The sequence below is a fragment of the Propionibacterium acidifaciens genome, assembly GCF_003798325.1.
Taxonomy (GTDB): domain Bacteria; phylum Actinomycetota; class Actinomycetes; order Propionibacteriales; family Propionibacteriaceae; genus Propionibacterium; species Propionibacterium acidifaciens.
Window position 1 is genome coordinate 1,833,630 of record NZ_CP033719.1, and the last position, 12,211, is coordinate 1,845,840.

Consider the following 12,211-nt stretch of genomic DNA (forward strand, 5'->3'; position numbering starts at 1 on the left):
AGCGTGAAAAAATGGCCTTGTCACTTGGGGTTTCGCGGTGGTCTCGCGGGCCCTGTCCCGAGGGCGCCCCACCCCCCGGCCGGGCGTCGGAGAGGAGAAGTGCGGTGAACACCCCATCCCCGGTCCCGGTGCCCGTCCCACATCTTCCTGTCACTGTTCACCATGCGCTCGTGTTCGTCGCGGTCGTCTGCGCCTGGATCGCGGTGCCGCGTCCCACGGCGCCTCCGGGCGCCTGGATGTGGGACGTCGGCGGTCTCGTCATGGCGGTCTTCCTCGTGCTCGCCCGTCGCCGCCAGCCCCGCATCGACGACCGCGACCTCGACCGGATCCTCGGCTCCGGCGGCCTGCTCACCGCGGCATGGATCGTCGTCGAGTGGGATGTGAGCGGCCACCCGTTCGCCTCCGGCGCGGCGGCCACCGCCCTCGCCCTCGGCTGCATGTTCTGGACGCTCGGCACCCGCGAGACCTGCTGGGCCCTGCCCGCCGCACCGGCGCCGCTCCTCGGCGCCGTCCCGGCCCTGGGCTCGGTGCCGGCGGGCACCGTCGGACTCGTCCTGTGCCTGCTCGTCGCGGCCGTCACGCTCATCCGCCGGGGCCCGGCGCCGCAGGAGCAGCTCGACCCGATCCACTCGCTCCGGCTCATCGTCCCCGCCCTCGCCGCTCTCGCGGTGCTCCTGCTGGCCCGGGGGTGGTTCCGGTGAGTCCCGACGTCGCCCATGGGAAACGGCTCCTCACGCCGCCGCCCGTCGCGCAACTGCGTGAGGACCCCGACCAGCTGATCGAGCTGGCCTGCCACGGCCTGGCCACGGCGGCCCCCGAGTACTCCGCCTGGGGCGTCTTCGTGCCCTGGCAGCGCGTGACGCTCATCGTCCTCGCCATCGCGGCGCTCGCCGGCCTGCTGGTGGCCCCCGCCGCGACGTGCATCGTCATCATCGCGGTGGTGACCATCGCCTACGCGGTGGCGCTCGGCTACCGGTTCGTCCTGTTCCGATACGGGGCCCGGGGCGACCGGATGGTCACGGTGAGCGACGAGGAGGCCCACTCGGTTCCCGACGACCAGCTGCCCGTCTACACCGTGCTCGTGCCGGTGTTCCACGAGCCGCTGCTCGGTGAGCTCGTCGAGCGCCTCGAGGGCCTCGACTACCCCCGTCACCTCCTGGACATCCGTCTTCTGCTCGAGGACGACGACGACGAGACGGTCACCGCGGCGCGGAGTCTCGCCCCCCGCGAGCACCTCACCGTCGTCCGCGTCCCGCCGATGAAGCCCCGCACGAAGCCGAAGGCGTGCAACTACGGCTTCCTCGCCGCCGACAGCGGCATGTGCACGATCTTCGACGCCGAGGACGCTCCCGACCCGCTGCAGCTGCGGCGGGCCGTCGTCGCCATGCGGCGCCTCGGCCCGCAGTACGCCTGCATCCAGGCGCGGTTGGGCTTCTACAACGCCTCGCAGAACCTCCTCACCCGCTGGTTCACCCTCGACTACGGCTCCTGGTTCGGGAACATGCTCTCCGGGCTCGTCTCCCTCGGCGCGCCCGTCCCGCTCGGGGGCACCTCGAACCATTTCCGCTCCGACGTGCTGCGCGGGGTCGGCGCGTGGGATCCGTGGAACGTCACGGAGGACGCCGACCTCGGGCTGCGTCTGCACCGTGCGGGCTACAAGGTGGGTGTCCTCGACTCCACCACCCTCGAGGAGGCCAACTCCGACGGCATCAACTGGGTGAGGCAGCGCAGCCGCTGGTACAAGGGCTACATCCAGACCTTCCTCGTCCACGTCCGTCGGCCGCGCCTCGTGGCCGGCCAGCTGGGGCTGCGCGGTGTGGCCGGTCTGCTCGTCTTCATCGCCGGGACGCCGCTGCTGTCGGCCTTCAACGGCTTCTTCTGGGCGCTCACCGCCATGTGGTTCACCTCGCGCGACCCGGCCGTCGCCGCGCTCTTCCCGTCGGCGGTCTACTACCTCGGCATGGTCTGCCTCGTACTGGGCAATCTCGCAGTCCTCTACATGGGCGTGTTCACGGCGCGCCAGATGGAGCGGCCCGATCTGCTCGGGGCGGCGCTCCTCATGCCGCTGTACTGGGGGCTCATGTGGCTGGCGGCTCTCAAGGCCGTGATCCAGCTCGTCACGAAGCCGTCCTACTGGGAGAAGACCGCGCACGGCCTCGACCAGCAGCAGACGGTGGACGAGCAGTCCGCGGTCGAGGGGGCCCCCGATGAGTGACACGGGCGGTGCGGCGCTCGTCCCCGCCTCCGGGGCTCCCGCCGAGGCGCCCGCGACGGCGCCTGCCGGGGCCGTCGTCGACGGGGGCGGGCGCCGCGCCGGGGGCCGGGCGGGGGCGGCCGCGTTCGTCTGCTACCTCGCGGTGGCCCTGTGGCTCAGCGCCCACGACCTCGTCTTCCCCGACGCGATGAGCCGGGTCGCGAACGGCTACTACGTCCTGTTCAGCCGGGATCCGCACCTGGCCGCCATCGGCTTCGTGTGGAACCCGCTGCCCTCGCTCGCCGCCATTCCGCTGCTCCTCGCCACGCCGCTGTGGCCCGCGCTGGCGTCCAGGGCGCTGGCCGGGTGCCTCGTCTCGGCGCTGTGCGGGGCCTGCTCGGTGGCGCTCATGCACCGGCTGCTGGGCCGGCTGGGCGCCGGCCCGGCGATGCGCCTCGTGCTCACCGCCGTCTTCGCCCTCCACCCGCTCGTCCTGCTCGGCTCGGCCACGGGCGCCAGCGAGGCCATGCTCCTGCTCGTCTGCCTCTACGTGACCGTCCACCTCGTGGACTGGCTGACCGGGGCCGATCCGTGGCAGCTCGTCCATGTGGGCGTCGGCGCCGGGGTGGCCTACCTCGTGCGCTACGAGGCGCTCGCGGCCGGCGCCGCCGCGGCCCTGCTCGTCCTGCTCGTCTCGTGGTGGCGCTCCCGTCACCGTCGGAGCGCGGCGGGTCTGGCCCTCACCGACATGGTCCTCGTCGCCGCCCCGGTCGCCGCGTCCTTCGGGCTGTGGGCGCTGGCGAGCAAGGTGATCGTCGGCTCGTGGCTCGAGACCTTCACCTCCCAGTACGGCAATTCGGCCCAGGTCGGCACCTTCCGGGAGTCCATCGAGGGGATCATCGGCGCGGGCACCCACGCCCACGTGGCCTACATCGCGACCCAGCTGGCGAACACGGCCCCGCTGGCCGTGCCCCTCGTCCTCGTGGCGCTCGTCGTGGCGCTGCGACGGCGCGAGGCGACGCCCCTGGCCCCTGTCTTCGTGCTCGGCTCGGTGCTCGCCTTCCAGGCTCTCACCTTCCTGCGCGGGATGTCCTTCGGCTGGCTGCGCTTCCAGATCGCCGCCGTCCCGCTCGGCGTCGCCGCCGCCGGCTACCTGGCCGGCGTCCTGACCGGCCGGGGCCGGCCGTCCGCGCCGCGCCGTGTGCTCGCCGTGATGCTGGGGGTGGCGATGGTCGCCACCCTGCCGCTGGCCTGGAGGGCCGAGCGGAACCCGAGCCTGGCCCGCGAGGAGGCGCTGGCCGTCCAGGTCGCCGATGGCGGCCAGTACCCGATGGAGCGGCGGGTCGCCGCCGACATCGCGGCGATGGGCCTGGGCCGCGGCGCCGTCATCACCGATGTCGCGTACTCGTTCCCGATTGTCCTGAGTGCCGAGGATCCGCGGGTCTACGCGATCACCACGGATGAGGACTTCGATGCCCTGTTGGCCGATCCTCGGTCGAATGGGGTGTCCTACGCCCTTCTCACGTCGCCGGACACGGCCCCGGCCGATGCCGTCGCCGAGCGCTACCCGGGCATGTGGGAGGACGGCGCCGGCCGGGCCGAGATGGCGCGGCAGTGGAGCGACGGCCGCGGGCTGACCTGGCGGCTGTACCGCTTCACCGGCTGAGACCGGCCCGCCCGATTCCGCGACGCGCGCCGAACGGCGGCCCGGCTCGGCGGCGCCGGCCGGCGCCGCCCATGGGCCGCGACGAGAGCCCGCCCGTCCGGAGGCCGGCGGGGCATGCGGGGCGTCATCACCGGCGGACTCCACGGCCCCGCCCGTCCGGGGGCCGACGTGTACTTCGCATCACAGGGCCGCCCCCGACCACACGGCCCCGCCCGTCCGGGGCCGACGACCTGCTCGTTGCGCCCCGCTGGGGGGAACGGATCCTGCTCGGCCGGGGCCGGACCTGCCGGACCGCTTCGCGGCGGACCGCAGGTGGTGCCGTCGAGGCCGGCCGGCCGCCCGTCCGGGGCCGTGTCAGGCGTCGCCTGCGCCGTCCATGCGGCCGAAGCGCACGACGTGGACGATGAGGTCGTCGGCCTCGTCACAGGCGTCCAGGTCGATCGTCGCGGTGATCGCCCAGTCGTGGTCGCCCTCGGGATCGGCGATGGTCTGACGCACCGTCCACAGCCGGCCCGCCTCGTCGATCCGCAGGTACTGCGGGCCGCGCGCGTCGGCGTCGGTGCCGATGTCGTCGTGCTCGTCCCAGTAGTCGCCCAGGGCGTCGTCCCAGTCGCCGCGACCGAAACTCGCGCCCGGATCGGACGCGTCGAGGGCGGCCAGGGCGTCGACGTCGTCGGCGGCGGCCAGCTGCACGCGGCGGAACATCGCGTTGCGCACGAGCACCCGGAAGGCCGACCGATTGGCCGACAGGGCGCGGTCGGCGGCGGCCGGTTCCGGCTCCTCCCCGACGGGCCCCGCGTCGGAACCCATCCGTGCCCACTCGTCGAGGAGCGAGGAGTCCGTCATGCGGACGATCTGCCCCAGCCAGTCGAGGATCTCGTCGAGGGCCGGCGTCCGCGCGGCGAGCGGGACGGTCTGGCGCAGGGCGCGCAGGGCGTCCGACAGATAGCGCAGCACGGTGCCCTCGGAGCGCTGCACCTTGTGGAAGGCGCAGTACTCGCCGAAGGTCATGGCCCGTTCGTACATCTCGCGCACGACGGCCTTGGGGTGCAGCGGGTGGTCGGCGAGCCACGGGCGCGTGGCCGAGAAGGCGGTGAACGCGGCCTTGAGCTCGTCGGCCAGGGGCTCCGGGTGACCGATGTCGTCGAGGGCCGCCATGCGCTCCAGGTAGTCCATGCCGTCGGCCTTCATCTCGGCGATCGCCTCGTCCCTGGCCCGGCGCTCCTGCGCCCTCAGGACCGGCCACGGGTCCTCCAGGGTCGCCTCGATCGTGCTCACGACGTCGAGGGCGTAGTCCTCGTCCTCCGGGTCGAGCAGCTCGAGGGCGGCCATGGCGAAGGCGCTGAGCGGCTGGTTGAGGGCGAAGTCGTCCTGGAGGGCCGGGTTGAGGTCGTACCGGCGCCCGCCGGGCGTCGGCTCGTCGCGGCGGACGACGACCCCTGCGGCGATCATCGAGCGGCCCAGCTGGACGGCCCGGCGCAGCAGCCGCGCGCGGATCCTCCGGTCGTCGACGCAGGCGTCGACGATGTGGACGAGCGCGGCCCCGGTGTCCTCGTCGCGGCCGAGCAGATTGAGGATCATCGAGCTGGTCACCCGCATGCGCGCGTGGAGCGTCTCGGGGGCGGACTCGATGAGCTTGGTGAAGCTCGCCTCGGTGTAGTTGACGAAGCCCTCCGGCGGCTTCTTGCGGCGGACGCTGCGGAGCCTCCTCGGGTCGCCGGCGAACTTCGCGGCGATCCGGGCGTTCTCCACCTGGTGCTCGGGAGCCTGCGCGACGACGTGGCCGATCGTGTCGAACCCGGCGCGGCCCGCGCGCCCGGCGATCTGGTGGAACTCGCGGCTGCGCAGCAGGCGCTGGCGGCGCCCGTCGAACTTGCTCAGCGAGGTGAACAGCACCGTGTGGATCGGCACGTTGATGCCGACGCCGAGGGTGTCGGTGCCGCAGATCACCTGGAGCAGGCCGCGTTGGGCGAGCTGTTCGACGAGACGGCGGTACTTCGGCAGCATGCCGGCGTGGTGGACGCCGATCCCGTGGCGCAGCATCCGCGACAGGGTGGCGCCGAAGCCGGGCGCGAACCGGAAGTCGCCGATGGCCTCGACGATCTCGTGGCGCTGCTCGGTGCTCACGAGACGGACGCTCATGAGCGCCTGGGCCTGCTCGGTGGCGAGCCTCTGGCCCGAATGGACGATGTAGACCGGCGCCTGGCCCGTCTCGACGAGCTCGCCGATCGTCTCGTGCAGGGGCGTGAGCGCCCAGTGGTAGGTGAGCGGCACCGGGCGCTCGGCGTCGGCGACGACCGTGGTGCCCCGACCGGACCAGGCGGTCAGCCTCCGCGACAGCTCGGTGACGTCGCCGACCGTGGTGCCCCGACCGGACCAGGCGGTCAGCCTCCGCGACAGCTCGGTGACGTCGCCGAGCGTGGCGCTCATGACGACGAACCGGCAGTCGCCCAGCTCGGACAGCCCCACCTGCCAGGCCCAGCCGCGGTCGGGGTCGGCGATGAAGTGGAACTCGTCCATGATGACCAGGTCGACGTCGGCCGCCGCGCCCTCGCGCAGCGCGATGTTGGCCAGGATCTCGGCGGTGCAGCAGATGATCGGGGCCTCGGGGTTCACCGAGGCGTCGCCGGTGACCATGCCGACCAGGTCGGCGCCGAAGACCTCGCAGAGCGCGAAGAACTTCTCGTTGACGAGGGCCTTGATGGGGGCGGTGTAGTAGCTGCGGCCGCGGGCGGCCAGCGTGACGAAGTGCGCCGCCGTGGCGATGAGCGACTTGCCCGAGCCGGTCGGCGTCGTGACGATCGCGTTGTCCCCGGCGAGCAGCGCCAGGAGCGCCTCGCTCTGGTGGGGGTACATCGACAGCCCCTGGCCCGCCACCCAGCCGTCGAAGGCGTCGAACAGCGCGTCGGGGTCGTGGGCGAGCGCCCCGGCGGGCAGCATGTCGGTCAGTGTCCGGATCATCGCGGCCAGTCTAGGGGCGTCCGGCCGGGGATCCCGGTCGGGTCGGTGGGGCGTCCGGGCGGGTCTTCCAGGGGTCGGGTCGGCGTCGTCGTTCGTCGTCCCTCCTTCCCCTCATTCCCCTCCCTCTTCGGCTCCCACCTCGCTTCTGTGCTGACACCCGGGATATGTCCGGGGCGGGAGCACACAGGTGAGGTGGGGGCGCATATGTGAGATGGGAACGGGGGCGGTGCGATGGCGGGGAGGGAATGCGATGGCGGGGAGGGAAGACGACGATGCGGACGGCGGAGAGGCGGACGACGGGAGGGCCGGGCCTAGAATCGACCCGTGAACGAGACGAGCCCCGCGAGCGGGACGAGCCCGAGCGGGGCCGGCGACCCGGCTGACGGGTCGGCCGCCGCGCCCGCACCGCTGCCGCGCGAGCTCGAGCTCGCGCGGGCCCTCGTCGTCCTGCCCGACAGGGGCGTCGACAGGCTCATGCCGATCATCGAGGTGCTCGTCCAGGAGGGGCTGGACGTCGTGGCCGTCGAGCTCGCCGAGGGGGGCGACCCGGCCGGGCTCTTCCCCCTGTACTCCTTCCGCGCCTGCCTGGGCGCGGCCCGCGTGTCCAGCGCCGTCCACGCCCGCCGTGCGGTCGACCTGGGCGCGGCCTTCGCGCTGTGCCCCGACCCGAGCGATGAGGCCCTGGCCGTCCTGCGGGACGGGGGCGTCCCGGCGATCTGCGAGGCGCTCACCCCGAGCGAGGTCCGCGCCGTCTGGCGCCGCGGGGTCGCCGCCGTCGAGGTGACGCCCGCCGACGTGCTGGGGGAGCGCTACCTCAAGGCCCTGCCCGCGATGGTGCCCGAGGCGCGCCTCGTCGCCGGCGTCCAGGAGATCCGGACGGGTCGCAGATGGCTGAACGAGGGCGCGGTTGCCATCGATGTCACCGATCCGGTCCTCTCCCGGGTCCTCGTCTCCGGCGACCACGCCTCGTTGCGCAAGCGGGCCGCTGAGGCGGCCCAGCAGCTGGGCCGGCAACGTCGCCGCTAGTCAGGGGCTCAGGGTTCGGCTCAGGGAACCCTGGTTCTCTCAGGAACGCGGCACTGCTCGCCCGGGTCCCCGGTGGAGGACGGCTGGTTTCTGAGATTCCAGGCACCCGAAGTTGAACTTTTCTCAGGAACTGTCGTATGGTGGAGCCCGGTCGGTCCCCCTCCCACTGACCGCTCCCTGATCCGAACGAGGAACGAGGAATGCTGTGACTGCACGCCGAGCTCTGCTGGACGACGAGGTCGTCAAGATCGCTGAACCCGCTGTCGCCCCGCGCCGCGCTGTGATGCCGGCCCTGGCCGACATGGCCGTCTCCTCCCGTTCCGAGGCCACCGCCGAGCTGCGCGTCATCGATGGTGCCTCGTCCCGCACGGCCTCCAAGGGCGCCCGGGGCCGTCATCGTGTCGCCGCCCCGGCCGCCGCCGTCGCCGCGGTCTCCGCCCTCGGCGTCATCTCCAGCCTCGTCCCCGCCGCCGCGACGAGCGGCTCGGCCGCTCCCGCCGGCGTCGACAGCGCCACCGGTGGCCACGAGGCGGTCTTCAGCGCCAACGCCCTCAACGCCGTGAGCGAGGGTCAGGCCTCCACCGACGCCCTCAACGATGACATCAGCGCTCTGGCCGACCTGAGCTCCGGCATCGACACCGCCGCCGCCGATGCGGCTGTCAAGGCCGCCGACAGCGAGCAGGCCGCCAAGGACAAGGCGGCCGCCGACAAGAAGGCCGCTGCCGCCGCCCTCGCCCAGCAGGAGGCCTCCTCGAGCGCTGCCAGCGCGCAGGGCAGCTCCCCCGCCGCGAGCACCACCTCGGGCTCGGGCTCGGTCACCGCCTCCAGCGCCTCCGCCCAGGCCGCCGTGAACTTCGCCATGGCCCAGATCGGCAAGCCCTACAAGTACGGCGCCAGCGGCCCCGACGGCTACGACTGCTCCGGCCTCGTGATGGCCGCCTACGCCTCCGCCGGCGTCTCGATCCCCCGCACGAGCGAGGCCCAGCAGTCCGGCCTCACCTCCGTCTCCCTCAGCGATCTGCAGGTCGGCGACCTCGTCTTCTTCTACGGCGGCAGCCATGTCGGCATGTACATCGGCAATGGTCAGGTCGTCCACGCGCCCACCGAGGGCGATGTCGTCAAGATCAGCGACATGAACTCCATGGGGCCCACCGGCGCGGCCCGCGTCGCCGGATGATCCTCCGACCTTCTTCCCGACGCCCCGCGGCGCAGACCGCGGGGCGTTGCTCTTGATGCGGGTCCGCGCCGTAGGCTGGGCCCATGAACTCCCCAGTTGATCCCACGACCACCGGCGCCTGGGCAGAGCTCAGCCGACTGCACGGCGAGCTGACCGTCGACTTCCGCACCTGGTTCGCAGACGATCCGAGGCGCGCCGAGACCTACACGCTGACCGCCGGCGACCTGCTCGTCGACCTGTCCAAGAACTACCTGACCCCGGTCGTGCGCGACGCCCTCGTGCGCCTCGGCGAGCAGGTGGGGCTCGAGGCCCGCCGGGACGCCATGTTCGCCGGCGAGCACATCAACACCACCGAGGACCGCGCGGTGCTGCACACCGCCCTGCGACGCCCGGCCGCCGAGTCGCTCGTCGTCGACGGCGAGGACGTCGTCCGGCAGGTGCACGAGGTGCTCGACCGGGAGATCGCCTTCGCCGATCGGGTCCGCTCGGGCGAGTGGACGGGCGTCACGGGCAGGCCGATCACCACCGTGATCAACATCGGCATCGGCGGCTCCGACCTGGGTCCCGTCATGGTCTACGAGGCGCTGAAGCCCTACAAGGCCGACGGCATCGAGTGCCGCTACGTCTCGAACATCGACCCCACCGACATGTACGAGAAGACCAAGGACGTCGATCCCGAGACGGTGCTGTTCATCGTCGCGTCGAAGACCTTCACGACGCTCGAGACGATGACGAACGCGCGCATGGCCAAGAACTGGCTCATCAACTCGCTCGAGAACACGGGCGCCATCGAGCGAACCCTCGCCGCCCGCGAGGAGGCCACGGCGAAGCACTTCGTGGCGGTCTCGACCGCACTCGACCGGGTCGCCGAGTTCGGCATCGACCCGTCCAATGCCTTCGGCTTCTGGAACTGGGTGGGCGGACGCTACTCGGTCGACTCCGCTGTCGGCCTGTCGGACCTCATCGCCGTCGGCCCCGAGAACTGGCGGGCTCTCCTCGACGGCTTCCACACGATGGACCAGCACTTCGCCGCCGCGCCGCTGGCCGAGAACGTGCCCGCTCTCATGGGTCTGCTCAACGTCTTCTACTCGAACTTCTACGGAGCCCAGTCGCACGCCGTGCTGCCCTACTCGCAGTACCTGCACCGCTTCCCGGCGTACCTGCAGCAGCTCACGATGGAGTCCAACGGCAAGTCGACCCGCTGGGACGCCAGCCCCGTCGTGAGCCAGACCGGCGAGGTCTTCTGGGGCGAACCGGGCACCAACGGCCAGCACGCCTTCTACCAGCTGCTGCACCAGGGCACCCGCGTCGTCCCGTCCGACTTCATCGGCTTCGCCAACCCCGCGCACGCGCTGCACGAGAGCGGCAACGACGTCCACGCGCTGTTCATGTCGAACTTCTTCGCCCAGACGAAGGCCCTGGCCTTCGGGAAGACGGCGGACGAGGTGCGCGCCGAGGGCTGCGACGAGGCCATCGTTCCGGCCCGCGTGTTCAGCGGCAACCGCCCGACCACCTCGATCCTGGCGCCCGAGCTCAGCCCGCGGGTGCTCGGCGAGCTCATCGCCCTGTACGAGCACATCACCTTCACCGAGGGCGTCGTGTGGGGCATCAACTCGTTCGACCAGTGGGGCGTCGAGCTCGGCAAGAAGCTCGCCCTGCAGATCGCTCCCGCGCTGGGCGGGGACGCGGACGCCCTGGCGGCCCAGGACGGTTCCACCCGCGGACTCATCGAGAACTACCTGCGCCTGCGCAGGAGCTGACCGGATGACCCGTCCGACGGGGCGCGAGCGACCTGCCCTCGGGCCCTAGTCGTCGCCGACCGGTTGATTTCATCATCAGTCGGACAGCAGGAGGTGAGCAGCGCCATGGGGCGGGACCGATGCTTCGAGGACCCCTGTGCTGGAGGACCCGCGTCGCCGCGTCGGGCGGAACGAGAACGGGCCCTGCTGGAATGACCAGGTGAGGAGGGCGATGGAGGCCCGTCGGCTGGGAGCACGGCTCCGTGAGGGCAAGCCCAAGAGCTTCCGTCCCGTGGTGGGCAGGATCTGATGCCCGACCAGACGCCACTGTTCCGCGCCGAGAACTCCGCCCGGTACGAGCGTCAGGCACTCGTTCAGGATGATCAGGAGCTCACGGGGTCCGATCCCGTCGTCGTGATCGATCAGGTCACGACGACGGACATGACCGTGCTCGAGGAAGCTCCTCGTCGATCGCGACCCCGCCGAGGATCTGCATCTGCTCCTGTCCTCGCCGGGTGGTGACGGAGAGACTGCCTTGCGCATGGTCCGTTCGGTGCAGCTGCGCTGTCGGGGACTGACTGTTGTCGTGCCGGACATGGCGAGGAGCGCGGCAACGATCCTCTGTCCGGGGGCGCACCATATCCTCATGGGTCCTGGTGGCGATCTCGGACCGATCGGTCCCCAGATGCTGTTCCCCGGCGGCGACGGCAAGCCCGCAGTGGCCAGCCCCGCAGTGGCCAGCGCGAAGGAGGTCGTCGCTGCTGTCGCCGAGGCCGAGGAGCGCATCAAGGTCAACCCCGACTCCTTCCCGCTGTTCCTTCCCGCTCCCGCTGTTCCTTCCCGCTGTTCGCCTCGCTGTTGTCCGATGCCACCATGCTCATGGTCGAGCAGGCCAGGGCTGCGCTGTCGCGCTCCGGGGCGTTGATGCAGGAGGCCTCGAGGGCCCAGGGGCGCAGCGAGGAGGACGTGCAGTCGATTGGCCTCCAAACACTCGAGGAACCGCTCATCGATGCGCCTGCCAGCCACTCTGCGGTGATCTCTGTCGATCATGCGGCCGGTTGTGGCCTTCCTGCTGATCGGGCCGACGTGGGCAGCGAGCGGTGGAGACTGATCTGGAGACTGCGGACGCGCCACTGCGCCTTGGGCTGCTGGCCCATGGGCGGCCGCGCCATCCATGAGGGGGCGCGCGCCTCGCACGCCGGGTGACGCCCCTGCGCGCGGCTCAGAGGGCTCGTCCGGAACCTGACGATGTCAGACACGATCCTCCGAGCCGGAGGGCCGGAGGCCATGGTCCTGAACAGGTCTCCGGAGCGCCCCCGGACGCGGCGCACGGTGCCGACGCCCGGCCGCGTCGCGGGCCCCGTGGGCCCGAGGATGCGCCTCCGGGACGCCCGGTCCCGGATATTCCCCGAACTGATACGGACCCTGCTGGTCCCTAATCGCCCCGA

Annotated in this window: 9 protein-coding genes; 8 read left to right on the plus strand and 1 reads right to left on the minus strand. The window is 71.9% G+C overall.

The window, feature by feature from the left end; all coding sequences use genetic code 11:
• The first annotated feature begins 104 nt into the window (after positions 1 to 104).
• From EGX94_RS07730 to EGX94_RS07740, 3 genes are read left to right on the plus strand one after another with little or no spacing between them, the layout of a single operon-like run.
• Complete coding sequence (locus tag EGX94_RS07730) at positions 105 to 701, plus strand: hypothetical protein (RefSeq protein ID WP_021798778.1); 597 nt, start codon at positions 105 to 107, stop codon at positions 699 to 701.
• Complete coding sequence (locus EGX94_RS07735; RefSeq protein WP_051383865.1) at positions 698 to 2,215, plus strand: glycosyltransferase family 2 protein; 1,518 nt, start codon at positions 698 to 700, stop codon at positions 2,213 to 2,215. Before EGX94_RS07730 ends, EGX94_RS07735 begins: the two co-directional genes overlap by 4 nt.
• Positions 2,208 to 3,860 carry a glycosyltransferase family 39 protein gene (locus EGX94_RS07740; protein ID WP_123826139.1) on the plus strand — a complete coding sequence of 551 codons (1,653 nt, stop codon included), beginning with the start codon at positions 2,208 to 2,210 and terminating at the stop codon, positions 3,858 to 3,860. Before EGX94_RS07735 ends, EGX94_RS07740 begins: the two co-directional genes overlap by 8 nt.
• A 354-nt stretch (positions 3,861 to 4,214) precedes the next feature.
• Here the strand turns inward: EGX94_RS07740 and EGX94_RS07745 are convergent, their stop codons facing one another.
• Positions 4,215 to 6,821: a DEAD/DEAH box helicase gene (locus tag EGX94_RS07745; protein ID WP_021797508.1), complete on the minus strand. Its 2,607-nt coding sequence runs from the start codon at positions 6,819 to 6,821 to the stop codon at positions 4,215 to 4,217.
• Between the two features lie 324 nt (positions 6,822 to 7,145).
• On the opposite strand from EGX94_RS07745, the gene EGX94_RS07750 reads away from it, so the two are divergent.
• The 5 genes from EGX94_RS07750 to EGX94_RS07775 all read left to right on the plus strand — a co-directional run bounded on the left by EGX94_RS07750 (position 7,146) and on the right by EGX94_RS07775 (position 11,969).
• Positions 7,146 to 7,847, plus strand: coding sequence for a beta/alpha barrel domain-containing protein (locus EGX94_RS07750; protein ID WP_021797517.1), 702 nt, complete (start codon positions 7,146 to 7,148; stop codon positions 7,845 to 7,847).
• Positions 7,848 to 8,052: 205 nt separating this feature from the next.
• Positions 8,053 to 9,024, plus strand: coding sequence for a C40 family peptidase (locus EGX94_RS13845; RefSeq protein WP_021797511.1), 972 nt, complete (start codon positions 8,053 to 8,055; stop codon positions 9,022 to 9,024).
• 83 nt (positions 9,025 to 9,107) lie between these two features.
• Complete coding sequence (gene pgi, locus EGX94_RS07760; RefSeq protein WP_021797509.1) at positions 9,108 to 10,784, plus strand: glucose-6-phosphate isomerase; 1,677 nt, start codon at positions 9,108 to 9,110, stop codon at positions 10,782 to 10,784.
• Between the two features lie 288 nt (positions 10,785 to 11,072).
• Positions 11,073 to 11,285 carry a hypothetical protein gene (locus EGX94_RS07765; RefSeq protein ID WP_123826141.1) on the plus strand — a complete coding sequence of 71 codons (213 nt, stop codon included), beginning with the start codon at positions 11,073 to 11,075 and terminating at the stop codon, positions 11,283 to 11,285.
• 351 nt (positions 11,286 to 11,636) lie between these two features.
• Positions 11,637 to 11,969, plus strand: coding sequence for a hypothetical protein (locus tag EGX94_RS07775; RefSeq protein ID WP_043121543.1), 333 nt, complete (start codon positions 11,637 to 11,639; stop codon positions 11,967 to 11,969).
• Positions 11,970 to 12,211: the final 242 nt, after the last annotated feature.